The organism is Mycobacterium sp. 1465703.0 (genome assembly GCF_001672975.1).
GTDB lineage: Bacteria > Actinomycetota > Actinomycetes > Mycobacteriales > Mycobacteriaceae > Mycobacterium.
Window position 1 is genome coordinate 1 of sequence record NZ_LZKU01000033.1, and the last position, 20,562, is coordinate 20,562.

Annotated in this window: 18 protein-coding genes; 13 read left to right on the forward strand and 5 right to left on the reverse strand. The window is 65.3% G+C overall.

The genetic code is table 11. The features are described from left to right. The 12 genes from A5625_RS03120 to A5625_RS03175 form a co-directional block, all read left to right on the forward strand. A partial coding sequence (locus A5625_RS03120) for an MCE family protein (RefSeq protein ID WP_066988950.1) occupies nt 1–1,168 on the forward strand: 1,168 nt, incomplete at its 5' end. Nucleotides 1,169–1,508: 340 nt separating this feature from the next. Continuing rightward, nucleotides 1,509–2,819, forward strand: a complete 1,311-nt coding sequence (locus tag A5625_RS03125) for an MCE family protein (protein WP_066988952.1) — start codon at nt 1,509–1,511, stop codon at nt 2,817–2,819. After that, entirely contained in the window at nt 2,816–3,856 is a 1,041-nt protein-coding gene (locus tag A5625_RS03130) for a virulence factor Mce family protein (protein ID WP_066988954.1), read from the forward strand. Before A5625_RS03125 ends, A5625_RS03130 begins: the two co-directional genes overlap by 4 nt. Beyond that, a complete protein-coding gene (locus tag A5625_RS03135) occupies nt 3,853–5,445 on the forward strand; it encodes a virulence factor Mce family protein (RefSeq protein ID WP_066988956.1) in 1,593 nt (530 codons plus the stop codon). Before A5625_RS03130 ends, A5625_RS03135 begins: the two co-directional genes overlap by 4 nt. Continuing rightward, nucleotides 5,442–7,055: a virulence factor Mce family protein gene (locus A5625_RS03140; protein ID WP_066988957.1), complete on the forward strand. Its 1,614-nt coding sequence runs from the start codon at nt 5,442–5,444 to the stop codon at nt 7,053–7,055. Before A5625_RS03135 ends, A5625_RS03140 begins: the two co-directional genes overlap by 4 nt. 32 nt (nt 7,056–7,087) lie before the next feature. Continuing rightward, the gene (locus A5625_RS03145) at nt 7,088–8,251 is read left to right on the forward strand and encodes a virulence factor Mce family protein (protein ID WP_066988981.1); all 1,164 of its coding nucleotides are present in this window, start codon (nt 7,088–7,090) and stop codon (nt 8,249–8,251) included. After that, nucleotides 8,245–9,795, forward strand: coding sequence for a virulence factor Mce family protein (locus A5625_RS03150; RefSeq protein WP_066988959.1), 1,551 nt, complete (start codon nt 8,245–8,247; stop codon nt 9,793–9,795). The genes A5625_RS03145 and A5625_RS03150 overlap by 7 nt, the downstream gene beginning before the upstream one ends. Further along, nucleotides 9,765–10,508: an Mce protein gene (locus A5625_RS03155; RefSeq protein ID WP_066988961.1), complete on the forward strand. Its 744-nt coding sequence runs from the start codon at nt 9,765–9,767 to the stop codon at nt 10,506–10,508. Before A5625_RS03150 ends, A5625_RS03155 begins: the two co-directional genes overlap by 31 nt. After that, the gene (locus A5625_RS03160) at nt 10,505–11,476 is read left to right on the forward strand and encodes an RDD family protein (protein WP_066988963.1); all 972 of its coding nucleotides are present in this window, start codon (nt 10,505–10,507) and stop codon (nt 11,474–11,476) included. The genes A5625_RS03155 and A5625_RS03160 overlap by 4 nt, the downstream gene beginning before the upstream one ends. Continuing rightward, nucleotides 11,473–12,027 carry a mammalian cell entry protein gene (locus tag A5625_RS03165; protein ID WP_066988965.1) on the forward strand — a complete coding sequence of 185 codons (555 nt, stop codon included), beginning with the start codon at nt 11,473–11,475 and terminating at the stop codon, nt 12,025–12,027. The genes A5625_RS03160 and A5625_RS03165 overlap by 4 nt, the downstream gene beginning before the upstream one ends. Next, nucleotides 11,994–12,740 carry a mammalian cell entry protein gene (locus tag A5625_RS03170; protein ID WP_066988967.1) on the forward strand — a complete coding sequence of 249 codons (747 nt, stop codon included), beginning with the start codon at nt 11,994–11,996 and terminating at the stop codon, nt 12,738–12,740. Before A5625_RS03165 ends, A5625_RS03170 begins: the two co-directional genes overlap by 34 nt. Nucleotides 12,741–12,777: 37 nt before the next feature. Beyond that, nucleotides 12,778–13,482: a YoaK family protein gene (locus tag A5625_RS03175; protein WP_066988969.1), complete on the forward strand. Its 705-nt coding sequence runs from the start codon at nt 12,778–12,780 to the stop codon at nt 13,480–13,482. Here A5625_RS03175 and A5625_RS03180 read toward each other — a convergent pair. From A5625_RS03180 to A5625_RS03195, 4 genes are all read right to left on the reverse strand, one after another. Then, nucleotides 13,475–14,584 carry a phosphodiester glycosidase family protein gene (locus tag A5625_RS03180; RefSeq protein ID WP_156747889.1) on the reverse strand — a complete coding sequence of 370 codons (1,110 nt, stop codon included), beginning with the start codon at nt 14,582–14,584 and terminating at the stop codon, nt 13,475–13,477. The two genes, A5625_RS03175 and A5625_RS03180, sit on opposite strands and share 8 nt — an antisense overlap. A gap of 79 nt (nt 14,585–14,663) precedes the next feature. Then, nucleotides 14,664–16,133, reverse strand: a complete 1,470-nt coding sequence (locus tag A5625_RS03185) for a YhgE/Pip domain-containing protein (protein ID WP_066988973.1) — start codon at nt 16,131–16,133, stop codon at nt 14,664–14,666. 57 nt (nt 16,134–16,190) lie between these two features. Further along, the gene (locus A5625_RS03190; RefSeq protein ID WP_066988975.1) at nt 16,191–16,916 is read right to left on the reverse strand and encodes a pirin-like bicupin family protein; all 726 of its coding nucleotides are present in this window, start codon (nt 16,914–16,916) and stop codon (nt 16,191–16,193) included. Nucleotides 16,917–16,940: 24 nt separating this feature from the next. Further along, nucleotides 16,941–17,765: a transcriptional regulator gene (locus A5625_RS03195; RefSeq protein WP_066988977.1), complete on the reverse strand. Its 825-nt coding sequence runs from the start codon at nt 17,763–17,765 to the stop codon at nt 16,941–16,943. 128 nt (nt 17,766–17,893) lie between these two features. Between A5625_RS03195 and A5625_RS03200 the strand changes: the two genes are divergently transcribed. Further along, nucleotides 17,894–19,036, forward strand: coding sequence for a dihydrodipicolinate reductase (locus A5625_RS03200; RefSeq protein ID WP_082984242.1), 1,143 nt, complete (start codon nt 17,894–17,896; stop codon nt 19,034–19,036). A gap of 53 nt (nt 19,037–19,089) precedes the next feature. On the opposite strand, the gene A5625_RS03205 is transcribed toward A5625_RS03200, so the two are convergent. Beyond that, nucleotides 19,090–20,505, reverse strand: a complete 1,416-nt coding sequence (locus A5625_RS03205) for an alpha/beta hydrolase domain-containing protein (RefSeq protein ID WP_066988979.1) — start codon at nt 20,503–20,505, stop codon at nt 19,090–19,092. Nucleotides 20,506–20,562: the final 57 nt, after the last annotated feature.

Consider the following 20,562-nt stretch of genomic DNA (forward strand, 5'->3'; position numbering starts at 1 on the left):
GTTGACGATGTTGGCGTCGCGGGCTGGGTTGGTGATGGATCCGGGTTCGAAGGTGACCTTTAACGGGGTGGAGATCGGCCGGGTGGGGTCGATTTCGGAGACGGTGCGCGACGGGAAGCCGGCGGCGAAGTTCACCCTTGAGGTGTATCCGCGGTATTTGAAGCTGATTCCGGCGAATGTGAATGCCGATATCAAGGCGACGACGGTGTTCGGTGGCAAGTATGTGTCGTTGACGACGCCGGCCAATCCGTCGCGGCAGCGAGTTTCACCGCGCACGGTGATCGATGCGCGGTCGGTGACCACCGAGATCAACACGTTGTTTCAGACGATCACCTCGATTGCGCAGAAGGTTGATCCGGTCAAGCTGAATTTGACGTTGAGCGCCGCGGCGCAGTCATTGGCCGGGCTGGGGGACAAATTCGGCCAGTCGATAGTCAACGCGAATGTGTTACTCGATGATGTGAATCCGCTGCAACCCCAGGCGCGCAAGGACATTCAGCAGTTGGCCGCGTTGGGCGACACCTATGCGAACGCGGCGCCGGATCTGTTCGATTTTTTGAACAACGCGGTGATCACCTCGCGGACCATCAATGCCCAGCAGAAGGACTTGGATCAGGCGTTGTTGTCGGCGGCCGGGTTCGGCAACACCGGTGCGGATCTGTTCAACAAGGGTGGGCCGTATCTGGCCCGCGGTGCCGCCGACCTGGTGCCCAGCGCCCAACTGCTGGACACCTACAGTCCCGAAATCTATTGCACGCTGCACAATTATCACGACATCGTGCCCATCACCGGCGCCTCCGAGGGCGGTTTCAACGGCTACTCACTGAACATGGACACCGAGGTCACCTCGGGGCTCGGTTTGCTGCTCAATCCGGTAGCGACCGTTCCCGTCCTGGCGTCGCTGTTGGGCGGCATCGCCGGCGTGGTCGGCGGCGCTCCGAACCCCTACATCTACCCGGAGAACCTGCCGCGGGTGAACGCGCGCGGCGGCCCCGGCGGTGCGCCCGGTTGCTGGCAGCCGATCACCCACGACCTGTGGCCCGCACCGGAATTGGTGATGGACTCCGGCAACAGCCTCGCGCCGTACAACCACCTCGACACCGGTTCTCCCTATGCGATCGAGTACGTCTGGGGCCGCCAGGTCGGCGACAACACGATCAACCCATAGCTAATTCGGAAAAACTTTCCGGAAAACACAATTCGGTTGCGAAATGATCGACGGACCAGCACGCGCGGTTCGGGTGCAAAACATTTTAGTGTGCCCACCAGGTTCACTGGTGCTTTGTTCGTGCCCCTGCGTCGCGGTACATTTCACTAATCTTCTTTATTGCATGTGTGTATAGGGCCGCTGGTAACAGGCAATGAGGTCAGGAAGCGATTTGCCGCAGCGCCGAGAGGCCGCGGCACGAGGTAAGGGGCGGCGGTGGCGTGTTATCTGAATAACCGACCGCGCAGGTGGCCGCCCGGCTTCGGATTCTCGCCGATGCACGGACGTGCGGTATAGCGCCGTGGAAGGTTCACCCGTTCAGATCAACGACTCGCGGGAGCCGCCCTACAAGTTCATCACCTTCGTCGTGGTGGTCGTGTTCGCGGTGATCTTCACCCTGGTCTATATCCAGTTCCGGGGAGGTTTCACCGATAAGACGCGGTTGACGATGTTGGCGTCGCGGGCTGGGTTGGTGATGGATCCGGGTTCGAAGGTGACCTTTAACGGGGTGGAGATCGGCCGGGTGGGGTCGATTTCGGAGACGGTGCGCGACGGGAAGCCGGCGGCGAAGTTCACCCTTGAGGTGTATCCGCGGTATTTGAAGCTGATTCCGGCGAATGTGAATGCCGATATCAAGGCGACGACGGTGTTCGGTGGCAAGTATGTGTCGTTGACGACGCCGGCCAATCCGTCGCGGCAGCGAGTTTCACCGCGCACGGTGATCGATGCGCGGTCGGTGACCACCGAGATCAACACGTTGTTTCAGACGATCACCTCGATTGCGCAGAAGGTTGATCCGGTCAAGCTGAATTTGACGTTGAGCGCCGCGGCGCAGTCATTGGCCGGGCTGGGGGAGAAGTTCGGCCAGTCGATAGTCAACGCGAATGTGTTACTCGATGATGTGAATCCGCTGCAACCCCAGGCGCGCAAGGACATTCAGCAGTTGGCCGCGTTGGGCGACACCTATGCGAACGCGGCGCCGGATCTGTTCGACTTCTTGAACAACGCGGTGATTACCTCCCGGACCATCAATGCCCAGCAGAAGGATTTGGATCAGGCGTTGTTGTCGGCGGCCGGGTTCGGTAACGCCGGTGCGGATCTGTTCAACAAGGGTGGGCCGTATCTGGCCCGCGGTGCCGCCGACCTGGTGCCGACCGCGCAACTGCTGGACACCTACAGCCCCGAGCTGTTCTGTACCGTGCGCAACTACCACGACATCGAGCCCAAAGCCGCGTCCTTCCTCGGCGGCAACGGCTATTCGCTGGTCGCCCACACCCAAGCGCTGTCCGGGTTGGGACTGGTCGCAAACCCCTTGTCCTTGGCCGCCATAGCCGCGCTGACGATGGGGCTCGGCGGCATCGCCGGTCTGGTCGGTGGCGCGCCGAACCCCTACACCTGGCCGGAGAACCTGCCGCGGGTGAACGCGCGCGGCGGTCCCGGCGGAGCGCCGGGATGCTGGCAACCGCTCACCCACGACCTGTGGCCCGCACCGGAATTGGTGATGGACTCCGGCAACAGCCTCGCGCCGTATAACCACCTGGACACCGGATCGCCGTATGCGATCGAGTACGTCTGGGGACGCCAGGTAGGGGATAACACGATCAACCCATGAAAATCACCGGAACCCTTGTCAAACTCAGCATCTTCTCGGTGGTGCTGCTGATCTTCACCGTGATGATCATCGTGGTGTTCGGTCAGATGCGCTTCGACCGCACCAATAGTTATACGGCGGAGTTCAGCAACGTCAGCGGTCTGCGCGCGGGCCAGTTCGTCCGCGCCTCGGGGGTTGAGGTCGGCAAGGTCGACTCGGTGAGTCTGGTCGACGGCGGCAGGCGCGCCCGGGTGAAGTTCAACGTCGACCGCTCGATACCGCTGTACCAGTCGACGACCGCCCAGATCCGCTACCTCGACCTGATCGGTAACCGCTACCTCGAGCTCAAGCGCGGTCAAGGCGAAGGCGCCGACAAGGTCATGCCAGCCGGCGGGTTCATCCCCGTGTCGCGCACCCAGCCGGCGCTGGACCTCGATGCGTTGATCGGTGGGTTCAAGCCGCTGTTCCGGGCGCTGGACCCGCAGAAGGTCAACACCATCGCGTCCTCGCTGGTCACCGTGTTCCAGGGCCAGGGCGGCACCATCAACGACATCCTCGACCAGACCGCGCAGCTGACCAGCCAACTGGGCGAGCGCGACCAGGCGATCGGCGAGGTCATCAAGAACCTGAACATCGTGCTGGACACGACGGTTCGGCATCGGCAGCAGTTCGACCAGACCATCAACAATCTCGAGGTGCTGATCACCGGTCTGAAGGACCACGGTGACCAGCTGGCCGGGGGGACAGCGCACATCAGCAACGCGGCCGGCACGGTCGCCGACTTGCTGGCCGAGGACCGCGGCCTGCTGCACAAGACGATCAACTACCTGGACGCGGTGCAGCAGCCGCTGATCGATCAGCAGGACCAACTGCAGGACTACCTCAAGAAGGTGCCGACAGCGTTGAACATGATCGGGCGCGCCATCGGGTCCTACGGGGACTTCGTGAACTTCTACGCCTGCGACATCACCCTCAAGATCAACGGTCTGCAGGCCGGTGGCCCGGTCCGCACGGTCCGGCTGTTCCAGCAGCCCACGGGTAGGTGCACGCCGCAATGAGAACCCTGGAACCACCCAACCGGATGCGCATCGGCCTGATGGGCATCGTGGTGACGCTGCTGGTGATCGGCGTGGGCCAAAGCTTCACCAGCGTCCCGATGCTGATGGCCAAACCGCACTACTACGGGCAGTTCACCGACACCGGCGGCCTCAGCAAGGGTGACAAGGTGCGCATCGCCGGCGTGGATGTCGGCAAGGTGGAGGGCCTCAAGATCGACGGCGATCACATCGTGGTCCAGTTCAACGCCGGCACCGCACAATTCGGCACCGAGAGCCGGATCGCGGTCAAGACCGACACGATCCTCGGAAAGAAGGTCCTCGAACTCGAGCCGCGCGGCAGCCAGACGCTGCGGCCGGGCGGGACATTGCCGGTCGGCCAAAGCACCACGCCCTACCAGATCTACGACGCGTTCTTCGACGTCACCAAGGCCGCCCAGGGCTGGGACATCGACACCGTCAAGCAGTCTCTGCACGTGCTGTCGCAGACCATCGACCAGACCTACCCGCACTTGACCCCGGCGCTTGAAGGCGTGCAGAAGTTCTCCGACACCATTGGCAAGCGTGACGAAGAGGTCAAACACCTGCTCGCCCAGGCCAACCAGGTGGCCGGCATTCTCGGAAACCGCAGCGATCAGATCGACCGGTTGCTGGTCAACGCCAAGACACTGCTGGTGGCTTTCAACGAACGCGGCCAGGCGATCAACGCCCTGCTGGGCAACATCGCGGCCTTCTCCGAACAGGTCAAGGGCCTGATCAACGACAACCCGAACCTGAACCACGTGCTGGAACAGCTGCGCACGGTCAGCGACATCCTGGTGCAGCGCAAAGACGACCTGGCCAACGGCCTGACCGAGGTCGGCAAGTTCCTGCCGTCGCTGAACGAGGCCATCGCGTCGGGACCGTTCTTCAAGGTGGTCCTGCACAACCTGGCCCTGTACCAGATTTCGCAACCCTGGGTCGACGCGGCCTTCAAGAAACGCGGCATCGATCCGGAGAACTTCTGGCGCGGTGCCGGTCTGCCGGAATACCGCTGGCCCGACCCCAACGGCGCCCGGTTCCCCAACGGCGCCCCACCCCCGGCACCCCCGGTGCTCGAGGGCACGCCCGATCACCCGGGTCCGGCCGTCCCACCGGGATCGCCCTGCTCGTACACCCCGGCGAACCCCGGCGGCAACGTCACCGTCGGCGACGAGGGTCTGCCGCGGCCATGGAATCCGCTGCCCTGTGCGGGTGCCAGCAGCGGCCCGTTCGGTGGGCCGGGCTTCCCGGCGCCGGTCGATGTGATGGCGTCGCCGCCCAACCCCGCCGGTCTGCCGCCCACGCCGGGTATCCCGATCGCGGGCCGGCCGGGCGATCCGCCCCCCGACGTCCCGGGAACGCCGGTGCCGCTGCCGGCGCAGGCACCCCCGGGTGCGCGCACCGAGAACCTCGCACCGGCCGGACCGACTCCGCCGCCGTCGACCTTCGCGCCGGGATTCCCTCCGGGACCGCCGGCACCGCCCGGGCCGGGCAACCAACTGCCGGCACCGTTCATCAACCCCGGTGGAACCGGAGGCAGTGGCGCAGCGGGCGGAGGTAGCCAGAATTGAGCACCATCTTTGATATCCGCAACCTGCGACTGCCGGCACTGTCCAAGGCGACGGTGATCATCGGATCGCTGTTGATCGTGTTGGCGCTCGTCGTCGGCTATGTCGGTTGGCGGTTGTACGAGAAGCTGACCAACAACACCGTGGTGGCCTATTTCCCGGCGGCGAACGCGCTGTATCCCGGGGACAAGGTGCAGATCATGGGGCTGCGGGTGGGTGCGATCGACAAGATCGAGCCCAGCGGCGACAAGATGAAGGTGACCTTCCACTACGAGAACAAGTACCGGGTTCCGGCCAACGCCTCGGCGGTGATCCTCAACCCCACCCTGGTGGCGTCGCGGGCCATCCAGCTGGAGCCCTCCTACAAGGGCGGCCCGGTGATGGCGAACAACGCGGTGATCCCCGAAGAGCGCACCCAGGTGCCGGTGGAGTGGGATCAACTGCGCAACAGCATCACCAACATCATCTCCAAACTGGGGCCCACGGCCGAGCAGCCGAAGGGTCCGTTCGGTGAGGTGATCGAGTCGTTCGCCGACGGATTGGCCGGCAAGGGCAAGCAGATCAACAACACGCTGAGCAGCCTGTCGCAGGCGTTGACCGCGTTGAACGAGGGCCGCGGCGACTTCTTCGCGGTGGTGCGCAGCCTGGCGCTGTTCGTCAACGCCTTGCACCAGGACGATCAGCAGTTCGTGGCGCTGAACCAGAACCTGGCGGATTTCACCACGCGGCTCACGCAGTCCGACAACGACCTGGCCAATGCGATCGAGCAGTTCGACAGCCTGCTCACCACCGTGCGGCCCTGGCTGGATCAAAACCGCGGCGTGCTGACCCAAGACATCAACAACCTGGAAACCGTGACGAACGCGCTGCTGCAGCCGGATCCGCTGAACGGGCTGGAGACCGCGCTGCACGTCCTGCCGACCGCCGCGGCGAACATCAACCAGATCTATCACCCGTCGCACGGTTCGGTGGTGGCCATCCCGTCGATCACCAACTTCGCCAACCCGATGCAGTTCATCTGTAGTGCGATTCAGGCCGGCAGTCGGCTGGGCTACCAAGAGTCGGCCGAACTGTGCGCGCAGTACCTCGCGCCGATTCTCGACGCGATCAAGTTCAACTACCCGCCGTTCGGCCTGAACCTGTTCAGCACGGCCGAGACGCTGCCCAAGCAAGTCGCCTATTCCGAGGATCGGCTGCACCCGCCGAACGGATATAAGGACACCACCGTCCCGGGCATCTGGGTGCCGGATACCCCGACCTCGCACCGCAACACCCAACCGGGCTGGATCGTCGCTCCGGGCATGCAGGGCCAGCAGGTCGGTCCGATCACCGCCGGCCTGATGACCCCGGACTCGCTGGGTGAGCTGATGGGCGGCCCCAATATCGCGCCGGTCCAGTCGACCCTGCAGACCCCGCCGGGTCCGCCTAACGCCTACGACGAGAACCCGATCGTGCCGCCCATCGGACTGAACGCTCCGGTGCCGATCCCGCCCCCGCCGCCGGGGCCGGAGGTGATCCCGGGCCCGGTCGCTCCGACACCGGCTCCGGTGTCCGCGCCCGCGCCCAACGCGGGTGGCCCGCCGGTGCCCGCTGACTTTGGAGGTGGCCAGTGAGCAGCGCGACGACCAAGCCGAACCGCCGGCACATGAGCGGCGCGCTTCGGGTCATCCGGCATCGAGCCTGGCAGGGCGCGGTTCTGCTGGTGGCCGCGATGGTGCTGAGCTCGTGTGGCTGGAAAGGCATCTCCAACGTCGCGATCCCGGGCGGCCCGGGCAGCGGCTCGAAGGCCAAGACCATCTATGTGCAGGTGCCCGACACCCTGGCGATCAACGGCAACAGCAAGGTGATGGTCGCCGACGTCTTCGTCGGCTCGATCAAGGCCATCAACCTGAAGAACTGGATAGCGACCCTGACGCTGGGCGTGGACAAGAACGTCAAGCTGCCCAAGAACGCCGTCGCCAGGATTGGTCAGACGTCGCTGCTGGGTTCTCAGCACGTGGAGCTGGCCGCGCCGCCGAACCCGTCGCCCGAGCTGCTCAAGGACGGGGACACCATTCCGCTGAAAAATTCGACGTCATATCCCACCACCGAGCAGACGCTGGCCAGCCTGTCGCTGATCCTGCGCGGCGGCGGCATCCCGAACCTCGAGGTGTTGCAGAACGAGATCTACAACATCTTCAACGGGCGGGCCGACCAGATCCGGGCGCTGCTCGGCAAGCTGGACACCTTCACCTACCAGCTCAACCAGCAGCGTGATGACATCACCCATGCCATCGACTCCACCAACCGGCTGCTGACCTACGTGGGTGGCCGGGCCGACGTCTTGGACCGGGTGCTCACCGACATCCCGCCGCTGATCAAGCATTTCGCCGACACCAAGAACCTGCTGATCAACGCCACCGATTCGGTGGGACGGCTCAGTCAGGCCGCCGACCAGTACTTGTCGGAGGCGCGCGGTCCGCTGCACACCGACCTGGAGGCGCTGCAGTGCCCGTTGAAGGAGCTCGGCCGGGCCTCGCCGTACCTGATCGGCGCGCTGAAGTTGATCCTCACCCAGCCGTTCGACATCGACACCGTCCCGAAGATCTTCCGCGGTGACTACATCAACATCTCGCTGACGCTCGACCTGACCTACAGCGCCGTCGACAACGCGTTCCTCACCGGGACCGGATTGTCGGGAGCCTTGCGGGCACTCGAGCAGTCGTTCGGGCGCGATCCGGAGACGATGATTCCGGACGTGCGCTACACGCCGAACCCGAACGACGCCCCGGGTGGACCGCTGGTGGAAAGGGGGGACAGGAATTGCTGACCCCCTTCATCCGACGCCAGTTGATCGCGTTCGGCATCCTGACCGTCATCTCGCTGCTCGTGCTCGGGATTTACTACCTGCAGATCCCGAGCCTGGCCGGCATTGGCCGATACACGCTGAAGGCCGACCTGCCCGCATCGGGCGGGCTGTATCCCACGGCCAACGTCACCTATCGCGGTGTCACCATCGGCAAGGTCACCGACGTCGAGCCGACCGAGCGCGGCGCCCAGGCCACGATGAGCATCGACAGCCGTTACAAGATCCCGATCGATGCGACGGCCAACGTGCACTCGGTCTCGGCCGTCGGTGAGCAGTACCTGGACCTGACCTCGACCGGCCGCCCGGGCAAATACCTGGCGGACGGCCAGACGATTACCAAGGGCACCGTGCCCGCCGAGATCGGGCCGGCCCTGGATACTGCGAACCGTGGGCTTGCGGTGCTGCCCAAGGAGAAGCTCGGCCAGCTGCTCGACGAGACGGCGCAATCCGTCGGCGGGTTGGGGCCCAACCTGCAGCGGTTGGTCGACGCGACGCAGGCGATCGTCGGCGATTTCAAGAACCAGATGACCGACATCAACGACATCATCAAGAACTCCGGCCCGGTGCTGGAAAGCCAGGCCAGATCGGGTGACAACATCGAGCGCTGGGCGCGCAACCTGAACAGCCTGGCTGCCCAATCCGCGCGGGAAGATCCACACCTGAAGAGCCTGCTGCGCCAAGCTGCGCCGACGGCCGACCAGGTCAACTCGGTGTTCAACGATGTGCGGGATTCGCTGCCGCAGACGCTGGCCAACCTCGAGGTGGTCATCGACCTGCTCAAGCGCTACCACACCGGCGTCGAGCAGGTCTTGGTGTTCCTCCCGCAGGGTGCGTCGATCGCCCAGACCGTGGCCGCCCCGTTCCCCAACATGGCCGCACTCGACCTCGCGCTGTCGATCAACCAGCCGCCGCCGTGCCTTACCGGCTTCATTCCGGCCTCGGAGTGGCGGTCGCCGGCCGACACCAGCATCCAGCCATTGCCCACGGGCACGTACTGCAAGATCCCAATGGAAACCCCGGCCAACAGCGTGCGCGGGTCGCGCAACATCCCGTGTACGGATATCCCCGGTAAGCGTGCCGCCACGCCGCGCGAATGCCGTGATCCCAGGCCGTACGTGCCGGCCGGTACCAACCCCTGGTACGGCGACCCCAACCAGACACTGACCTGCCCCGCGCCGGCCGCGCGCTGTGACCAACCCGTGAAGCCGGGCATGGTGATCCCCGCGCCGTCGGTGGACAACGGGCTGAACCCGGCACCTTCGGACCGGGTGTCGGGCACACCCCCGCCGACCAGCGATCCCTTGTCCCGACCGGGGTCGGGTACCGTGCAGTGCAATGGCCAGCAGCCCAACCCGTGTGTCTACAAACCCAGCGGGCCACCTTCGGCGATCTACAGTCCCCAAAGCGGTGAACTGGTAGGGCCAGACGGAGTTAAATACTCCGTCGAGAACTCGACCAGAACAGGAGACGACGGATGGAAGGAGATGCTGGCACCAGCCGGCTGAACCCCATCGACACGGACGATTCGTTGACCACGCAGGACGAGAACGAGGATTCGACGGCACCCGGGAACGGAGCCGAGCACACCGGTCCGCAGGATGCCTCCGCGGACCCGGTGGAATCCACCGACGATATTGCCGACGTCGACACCCAGCAGTCCGAGTCCGACGGCGCTGCCGGGGCGGAATCGGAATCCGGAAGGCCGGCCGCGGAACGCGGTCCGTCCCGGGTGGGTCGCGGGTGGTTCGCCGCCATCGCCGCGGTGCTGGCGCTGTGCGCCGCCGGCATCGGGGCGGGCGGCTACCTCGCGTTGCACTACCACCACGAAAGCCAGCAGATCGCCCGCAACAACGCCGCCGCGCTGAAGGCAGCGGTGGAGTGCGTCGCGGCGACCCAGGCGCCGGACACCAACGCAATGAACCAGAGTGAGCAGAAGATCATCGACTGCGGCACGGAGGTGTTCCGCTCGCAGGCGCTGCTGTACACCAGCATGCTCGTTCAGGCGTATCAGGCCGCGAACATCCACGTTCAGGTGTCCGATGTGCGGGCAGCGGTCGAGCGCAACAACCGCGACGGTTCGATCGACATCCTCGTCGCGCTTCGGGTCAAGGTGGCCAGCGACCAGAACCAGAACGAAGCCGGCTACCGGCTGCGCGTGAAAATGGCCCTCGCGGAAGGGCACTACAAAATTTCCAAGCTCGACCAGGTGACGAAGTGACGGTGGTGGTCGAACCGACTGCCCCCACGGCAATCCCGGAATCTCCGCGAGATGCCTTGGTGCCCTGGCATCTTCGCGTCAGCGCATTCGCTGTCGACGTGCTGGCGGGCCTGGGCGTCATCACCACGATGGCGTTGGTGCTGTGTACCGTGCCGGTCCACGGCGTGTGGTGGTGGCTGGGCATTTCCGTGCTCGGCGTCGTCACCCTGCTGGTGTTGGTCAACCGGTTGCTGCTGCCGGTGGTCACCGGCTGGAGCCTGGGCCGCGCTCTGGCCGGCGCCGCCGTGACACGCCGGACCGGTGAGGCCCCGGGACCGTGGACCTTGCTGCTCCGCGACGTGGCACACCTGTTGGACACCGTATCAATCGTGGGATGGCTTTGGCCGCTGTGGGATTCACGCCGCCGTACCTTCGCCGACATGCTGGCGCGCACCGAGGTGCGCCGCCTGGAACCGGCCAAGTCACCCGCCCACATCCGGCGCTGGACCACGGTCGCGGTGCTCAGCGCAGCAGTTCTCAGCGTGGCGGGAGCCGCGATCAGTTTCTTCGGGGCGTACTCGCCGGACCGGGCGAGCGATCAGACCCGCACCCAGATTGCGACGCAGGGGCCCAAGATCGTTGCCCAGATGCTGACTTACGACCCCAAATCCCTGCATGACGACTTCGCCCGGGCGCTGTCGTTGGCGACCGAGAAGTATCGACCCCAACTGTCGGCCCAACAGGACGTGGTGCAGAAGGGCAATCCGGTCATCAACGAGTACTGGGTCACCAACAGTTCGATCGAATCGGCGGGCCCGGATCGCGCGACGATGTTGCTGTTCATGCAGGGCAGGCGCGGGGCGGCGCCCGAGGTGCGCTACATCAGCGCCACCGTTCGGGTGAGCTTCGCCAAAGCCAGCGGGAATGCTTGGCGCGTCGACGATCTCACCGTACTGACCAAACCGAAACAGCCTGGGAGCGGGAAATGAGTCCGCGCCGCAGGTTTGTGCCCGGCGAGCGGCCATTGCTCGTAGCGCGCCCGGTCGATGGCGAGCGGCGGTGGCTGCTTCCGTTGGCCGGCACGGTCGCCGCGGTGCTGATGGTGGCGGCGATCACGGTCTGCACGCTGATGCTCGGATCGCATCAATCCCGGGCGCGCGCCGCGTCGAAGGACCGTGAAGTGCTCAGCTACGTGACCGGCTTCATGACGCAGTTCACCTCCATCGATCCCTTTCACGCCAACGACTACGTGAACCGGGTACTTGCCGAGGCAACGGGCGACTTCGCCAAGCAGTATCAGAAGAACGCCAACGAGATCCTGTTGCAGGTCGCCCGCGCCGAACCGGCCACCGGGAACGTCCTCGATGCCGGCCTGGAGCGATGGAATGACGACGGCAGCGCCAATGTCATGGTGGCCACCGCAATCACCACCAAGTCGCCGGATGAAAAACAAGTAGTGCAGAACACCAATCGTTGGGCGGCAACCGCGACGCAGGAAGGGAACCAGTGGAAGATCAGCAGCCTGCAGCAGGTGATTTGACCGCCGAGCAGAACCCAGCCGTCACCGAGACTGGTGCGGTCGCGGGCGACGGTCCGGAGCGGCGTGATGAGAATCTCGATGCGCCAACAGAATCCGACGGCGACGACGATGTCGCGGCCGAGCCGGGCAATGCCGACAGCGAGACGACGGACGAGGACGGGGAGACACCGGCGGGCGATGGCGCGCGGAAACGGCGCCGGGCCGGCAAGGCCTGGGCCATCGTCGCCATCATCGCCGCCGTGCTGTTCGTCGGTTCCGCCGCATTCGCCGGCGCGATGATGCAGCCGTATCTGGCCGATCGGGCCACCGCCGCAACGAAAATCAAGGTGGCACGCACCGCCGCCAGCGCGATCACGACGTTGTGGACGTACACACCGGAGAACATGGACACCCTCGCGGACCGCGCATCCCGCTATCTGAGTGGCGATTTCGAGGCGCAGTACCGCAAATTCGTCGACGCGATCGTGGCCCCGAACAAGCAGGCCAAGATCACCAACAGCACCGAAGTCACCGGCGCGGCGGTGGAAACGCTCGACGACTCCAACGCCGTGGTCATCGTCTACACCAACACGACGTCCACCAGCCCGCTGACCAAAAACGTCCCGTCGCTGAAATACCTGTCGTACCGGTTGTTCTTAAAACGTTCGAACAACCGTTGGCTGGTGACCAGGATGACGACGATCACCTCGCTGGATTTGACGCCGAAAGTTTAGCGGCCGCAGCCGGCGGTGCCGAAATATACTGCACCGCATGGCTGTCACGTCACCGGTATCCGAGCGATGGACCGTCGCAGCGTTGCTGTTGCTGACCTTCGCGACCGGATTGGCCGACTCGATCAGCATCTTGGTGCTCGGCCACGTGTTCGTCGCCAATATGACCGGTAACGTGATCTTTCTCGGATTCTGGCTGGCCCCGCGAACCGTCATCGACCTGAACGCCGTCGTGGTGGCCCTTCCGACCTTCATCTGCACCACGATCGTCAGCGGCCGGCTGTCACGCCATTTCGGCCCTCGGACGCGTACCTGGATCACCACGGTGCTGACGACCGAAATAGTTCTGTTGGTGGCGTTGGCCATCCTGGCGGGCACCGGAGTGCTGCGCTACCAAGGGAACTCCAAGTTCATCATGATCGGGATCCTCGCGGTGACGTTCGGCCTGCAACACTCGAGTGCGCGCCAGTTCGGCATTCAAGAGCTCTCCACCACGGTGCTGACCTCGACGATCGTCAGCTTCGGTCTAGACAGCCACCTGGCCGGCGGCACCGGCGACCGCCAGAAGTTGCGTATCGGCGTGGTCGCCACCATGTGCGCCGGCGCCTTCTGCGGCGCGACCATGTCCAGATACGTGATCGCGCCGGTGTTCGTGGTCACCGCGGCGGTGATAGCGACGAGCCTGATGATTTTCCGGTTCGGTCCGCCGTCGTCGACGAAAGCTGCTGCGGCCGTGGCTAGTTGAAGGCCAGCCAGCTGGGCAGCGCTCGCTCGTGCGAATCACATAGCACCTGCCGGGTGTCGCACGAGCCTCTCGGGGATCCCGCGCCGGCCCACATGCCCCCGGTGTCGCGGCGCAACACGATCGCCGACGAGCCGCCGCCGTCGAGCAGCACGGCGTTATCACTGCCCAGGCCGCGGAACAGGTCCTGCATGTTGTCCGGGGTGTAGTTGCCGCCCTCGAAGATGTACATCTCGTCCTTTTGCCTGGAGTAGGCCAGGGCGGTTCGCGCCGCGCTGGGTCCGCCGTCGTGCAACTGGCCGGTGTTGCCGGGTGCCAACAGTCCGATGCCCGACACCGCGACGAACTTCTCGTCCTTGTTGAGCAGGTCGGCGACCACCGGAGTGGCGGCGTCATAGTCGCTCTTTGTTCTGGGCCACACCACATACGGCGCACCACCGGACGGCAGGATCATCGTCGACAGCGCGCTCCAGCTTTCACCCCCGCCGGACAGGCCCTGCTTACCGGGATAGGCGACGGTGCCCGTGACGGCCTGGTTGGCGCGGCCCTGACCCTGGGTGTTGTCCACGAAGGCGCCCAGCGGTGAGCTGCAACCGGTTTGGCGCCACGAGCCGGCCTTTTGTCCGCGGACGTCAAAGAAGTTCGCGTTGATCGCGATGGTCGGCTGGCCCATCCGCTGCCACGCCTGTAGCGGCGCGTAGAGCTCGGAGGCCTGCCACAGTCCCTCGCCGGTCCGGGCGCCGGGGTTGTTCTCGCAACGGGCCTGATCGCCCCGGTGGGTATCGACCAGCAGGTGAGGCGACAGGCGGCCCGCCGCGTTCTTGATGATCATCAGATGGCCGCCGTTGTTCATCTCATACCAGTTGCCGCCGGCGTTGAGCATCGGCGCGGGATGGCTGGGACCGAAGTTGTACACCAGGTAGGAGCCCCGGGTGCTGCCGATGGCATTGGCGAGCAGATCGCGACCGTCGGCGGCCCGGGCGAGTGGCTGTCCGGAAGTGATCGCCAGGGTGAAGCAGGCGACGAGGGCGGTGCAGCCTGCCGCGAGCCGGCGGAGACTGGAGCGTCGGGTCAGCACGATAGCCCTCTCCGCCCTGAACTGGATGCAACCTAAACATCATCAGCCTCATAAGTCACACTGTCAACAAAAATAACAGCGTGGTGACGGGACGGCTACGCCCGAATTACGCTTGCTCGCTTGAACTTTCGCTCTTAGCGCCGGCGCTGTCGCTGCTGGCAGTCTCGCTTGCCGTCTCGCCGGCCGCGGGTTCGCCGGCGGCGGATTCGGTGCCGGCGGGTTGGGTCTCGGCCGGTTCCGTGCGCTTGCCGCGGCGGGCTTGGTGTTGCGCCTGGTGTTCCTGGGCGATCGCCAATTCGACCGCACCCGGAATTCGGTGAAAGCCCTTGCGGTCGTAGAGGTGGGTGACGATGCCACCGAGCAGCAGGCCGATGACAAGACCGAGCGTCGTCATGGTCAGCGCCTGCGTCAGGCCCGCATCGCCGTGACCGCCGAAGTACAGCAGCGACCGCGTGCCCAGGAAGACCTGGTGCATCGGTTCGAATTCGGCCAGCCAGCGGAAGAAGGACGGCGTCGCCTCCAGTGGCACCGTGGCGCCGGCCGACGGCAACCCGAGGATCACGAAGATCAACATGCTGACCAGCATTCCCGCGGTGCCCAGCACCGAGAGCAACGAACTGGACGTGATGCCCACCGCGGCGATCGCCAAGACGCCGAACGCCCAGAGTTGCCAGCTGTGATCGATGGGCATGCCCAGCCCGTTGGCGATCGCCAGATACACCGCCGAAGTCAGCAAACCCAGCAGCACCATCATGGCCCACTTCAACAGCAGTGTCTGAAATCGGGAGATCCTGACCTGCTCGGCGAACCGGTACACCGGGCCGAATTCGGCTGGCACATAACCGAGCAGCGCGTCCACCAGAGTGCTGACCACGATGCTTCCGGTGAATCCGGCCAGCAGCAACAAAAGCGCGTAATAAAACGCCGACAGGCCATTGCCGGTGCCGTTCGGCAGCGGGTTGTAGACGTTTGACTGGATGTCGATGGGGGCACTCAGACCCACCTGGGCCGCCCCGGCCAACGGTGCACCGCCGGTCTGCGCGGCCACTTCGGCCATAACCCGTTGCCCCGCTACACCATTCGCCATCCCCATCGCCGTATTGAGGGTCTGGCCGGCGATGCTCGCGCCGAGCGTGCCGGCCCTCGGGTTAGTGGAGACGGTGATCGACGGCCGCTCCGCGCGGGCGGGCAACACGGCGCTGGTCGCGAAGTCGCGCAACCTCGATGAGAAGCTCGGCGGTATGCGCACCTGGCCGTACACCCGGCCGGTATCCATCTGGTGCCTAGCCTCGCCGCGGGAAAGCACCCGCACGTCGAACTTGTTCTTGTCCAACCCATTGACCAGCCGGTCGACGATCTGTGCACCCCCGGGACCGGCGTCCTCGTTCACGACTGCGATGGGGAAATGGCGCAGATTCGTCGACGGGTTCAAGATGCCGCCCAGATACAGCGCGCACAACGCCGACATTAGCGCCAGCGTGATGACCAGGGGCGCCGCCCAGAACCGCACGGTGCGGATCGCTTTGATGTTCCGGTTGGGGTTGGGCGCCGCGTGCTGCGGATGCGAGTGAGGCATGCCGACTCCTGTCTGTCGTGCCCACTCTATGGGCTTCGGCGGCCGGCCTCTATGGCCTCAGTCACCCAGCGTGGCGTGCATCTCCCAGATCAACAGTTCCGATGGCTCGCTCGCGGTCACGCGCCGGCCGTCGGCGTCGCTGAACCGCACCGCATCACCCTCGTGCACCACACCGATTCCTTCCACACCGATGCGGCCCTTTGCGAGGAAAAGGTGCAGGTAGGGCGCGCGCGGCAGATCCACCGACGCACCGGCCTGTAGTCGAGTGCCATGCAGCGCGGCGTTGCGGTTGTGCAGGGAGATCGCGGCGTCATGGGTGGGCATCCCTGAGGCGATCGTCACAAGATCGCCCGCTAACAGCTTCGCGTCGATCTCGTGCTGTTGGTAGCTCGGCCGGACACCGGCCTCGTCGGGCACCACCCACATCTGCACGAAATGAACCGGCTCGCTGGGGGAGTCGTTGCGCTCCGAGTGCAGGATCCCGCTGCCGGCCGACATGCGTTGCGCCAGACCGGGATAGATCACTCCGCGATTGCCGGCCGAGTCTTGATGTGACAGTTCGCCGCGTAGCACCCAGGTCACTATTTCCATGTCCCGGTGTGGGTGGGTATCGAAACCCGTTCCCGGGGAGACGATGTCGTCGTTGTTCACCAGCAGCAGCCCGAAGTGGGTGTTGTCCGGGTTGTAATGGTCTCCGAACGAGAAAGAGTGCCGGGAGGTCAGCCATGGGGTGCGAGTGACGGCCCGGTCTGCCGCACTCCTGATCTCCGTGATGGCGGACATCGCCCCAGCCTAATCTTCGGTCGGTCACGCCACCGCGGCGGTGAGCAGCCGTTGGGCGTGTCGAAGCGCGGAGTCGAGCTCCGGCAAGGTCAACCCGGTGGGATGACCCAGGTGGATCTCGATTTGGTACTCGGGCTGGCCATCGCGGGCGAATATTGGTAGGACAACGAATTCTGCTGTGGGCAAATCGGATTCAAGTACGTCCGTGACCGAACGCAGAGTCACCATCGTCATCAGCGTGGTGAGCTGGCGGGTTACCTGGGCCGTCGGCTCCAGCGAGGCCAGCACGTCGGCCAGTCGCGTGTGCAGCGACCGGTGGGTGTCGTCGAACCGCCACGCGCCATAGCCGCGGGCACGGATATCGGCGAGTACCCGCTGATGCTCGGCGATTTCGGTGCGAGTGAGCCGGGGCGTCACCCGGTGCAACCACGCTTGGACGAAGTCGTCGTCGCGCCAGGCCATGGCGACCAGGCCAAACGGCGGGTCGATGGGGAAGCGCTGACCCACCGCGTGCTCGCCGTCGGTGCGGTGGCCGACCGCGTCGACGGTGGTCAGATGCCGGTTGCCGATCTTCGACATGGAGCAGCCCGCGCCCAGGGTATCGTGCAAAAAGCGCAGCGCGTCACGTCCACGGTCCAGCAGCGGAAACTGCTCCCGCAGCCCGTGCACCAGTCCGAACAATCCGCTGCCCAGCACATAGCGGCGATCTCCACGTCGCGTCACCCAGGCCCGCCGTTCCAGCTCGCCCAGCACCAGGGCACAGGTCGAGGTGCTGATCGCGCAGCTTTTTGCGAGTTCGGCGGAGGTCAGGCCAGATTGTGAATTCGCCAGGGCGGCAAGGATGTCCATGACCCGCGCGGTGGGCGGGGATTTGACGCTTGGTTCGCCGCGCGGCTGAGCCGTTGACGTAGCCACCACCACCTCCCTACGATCCGTCCAAAATACAAGGATATGCGTCCTAATAATAGGAGATAGTCGTGTTCAAGGTGGGAGTCTGGGGGCCGGGTTCGATGGGTGTGGTCGCCCTGCGCGGGGTGATCGACCACCCGGCGCTGCAACTGGTCGACGTCGTCGTGCACAGCGACGCGAAAGCCGGCCGCGACGCCGGAGAGTTGTGTGGCATCGCGCCGGTCGGCGTGGTGGCCACCCAGGACCCGGCGGCCATGCTGGGCGGCGACGCCGATGTGGTGGTGTACGCCGCCGGGGCCAACCTGCGTCCGCTGGAGGCCGTCGCGGACATGGTGTCGATCCTGCGGGCCGGAAAGAACGTGGTGTCGTGTTCGGTGGTGCCGCTGGTCTTTCCCGACGCCCCAGAACCGGAGCGCGCCGCCTTCACCGATCCGCTGCGACAGGCCGCGCTCGACGGCGGCGTGTCGTTCTTCACCACCGGCATCGACTCCGGATTCGCCAATGACGCTCTGCCGCTTGTCCTTACCGGCGTTTCTCGGGTGATCGAATCGGTGCGGGTGACCGAGATGTTCAACTACGCGACCTACCCGGACCGCTCCGCCGTGTATGAGATCCTCGGATTCGGACAGCAGCCCGATTACCCGGCGTTTGCCGCCCAGCCCGGGATCTTCACCTTCGGTTGGGGGCCGGTGCTGCACCAGTTGGCCGCCGGGCTGGGCGTCAAGATCGACAACATCGAGGAGAGCAACGAGCGCGTCCCGGCCACCGAGTCCTTCGACACCCCGACCGGCCACATCGCCGCGGGAACCATCGCGGCGATGCGTTCGACGCTCACCGGTTACGTCGACGGGAAGCCAACATTCGTCCTCGACCACGTGACGCGGATGCGCGACGACCTCGCCCCGGACTGGCCGCAACCGCGCATCTCCATTCCGCCGAAGGACCTCGGCTACGGGTTGGCGTCCGGCCGTGGACTGTATCGCGTGGAGATCGAGGGCTCCCCGAGCATGCGCTGCGAATTCGAGATGGCTGAAGACGCCGACCACGACCTGGGCGCCCGCATCGCCGGGTCGTCACGGATGGTCAACGCCATCCCCGCGGTGTGCGCGGCCCCGCCGGGCCTGCTGTCCGCGCTGGATCTGCCGCTGATCACCGGAACCGGTCTGGTCCGTGCGGTGCCGGGGCCGTCGCCGGACAGCCGGCTGTTCTAGCCCGGCGACGGCGAGCGCCGGAACGGCGCGAGTGAGGATCCGGGCAATCGGACCTAAGACTGCTCGCCGGGATACGTTGCGGCCGCGAGCTGAAGAATCTCGGCACGGTCGGCCGGCAGGATGAACCCCGAGCCGATCGATGCGTCCAGGGCCGCGGTAAACCTTTCCAGGTACTCGGTGCTTCCACCCGGATAGAGCCGACGTATTGTGGCGGCGTCGAAGAGTTCTCCGGAGCCGAAGATCGCCGACATGATGTTCTGTTCGCCACCCAGTCCCGATGTCTTGGCGATCGGCACGTCCACCCACGGGGTCCTGACGCCGCCCCGGGCCAGGCCGTTGTCATCCAAAACAGGTTGCGGCCCAGCGCTTTCGCGGGCCTGCAACGGATCCGCACTGGGCGGCGCCTCGCCGGTGCCGACCCAGGTGTTTAGCGCCGCCAACGCCGCCTGCACGACGTAGTGGTGCTGCGGGCCGAAGTTGATGTTGTGCGTCAGTTGCTGACCCATCAGCATGTTGGTCGGCCGGTAGCCGGCCACGATGGTCTCGAGCGGGGCCGAGCCGCTGTCGAGGAACGCCACCTGGATCGTGTAGTTGTCGGCGTGGGCGGCACCGGCGATCTCCCAGACTCGCAGCCGGTCGTTGTCGGGCTGCCTGGCGAAGTAGTAGCCGGTGCGCAGATCGCTGAAAACGTCGGTCTCGGTGATGACCGTCAGCACCGGCGCGCGTAGATCCGGACGGAACGTAACCGGCTGCGATGCAGCTGATTCGGCGAAGATCGAGGTGCCGTTCAGCGAGGCGGCTTGACCGAACCGGGAATGGACCAGGAAGCCGTCGTAGCTGCGGGCCAGCGGATCGACCGCGTTGATGTAGGTGGTGAGGAACATCGCGGATTGCGATTCGCCGAGCGCGATGACGCGCTGCGCAGGTAGGTCTCGCAAGATGGCACCGCGGCCATCGCTTTTGAGAAGCTCGCCGATCTGAGAAAAGATGTCGTAGCAGTAGGCATCGCCCGGGTGGTGCAGGGACGCGTAGCGTTGTGGGGCCTGGCTTTTCAGTGACATGTCATGGGCCAGCATGCTTTCGCCGCCCTCGACTCCCACCCGCTGGGCCGAGACCGCGACGTAAGCGTAACCGGACCGCACGATTTCGCGGTGCGCCATCATCCACACCGCCGGGGCGTCTATGCCACCGCTCACGTTGAGCCATTCGACAAGCACGGTCCCGTTGAACCGTGCCGGATCCGAGGGCGTCAACACCACGATGCGAGTGGTGTATTCGGCTGAGCCGCTTGGCGTTACGTCCCAGCGGCCGTCGGGGCCCAGCTCGGTCGATGCGGTGTAGGAGGACGCCGTGGCGGAGACGAAGAATTCCTCGACGGCATAGCCCAGGTCGGCGAGGTCAAACGCGCTCAGTAGCAGTACCGGCTTGCCCGGCACGGGCGTGACCTGGGCAACGGCGGAATTCGTCATGTACGAACCTTCTTGGTATCCGCGGACAGCGAACTGGGCAGCCCGAACTTCGTGAAC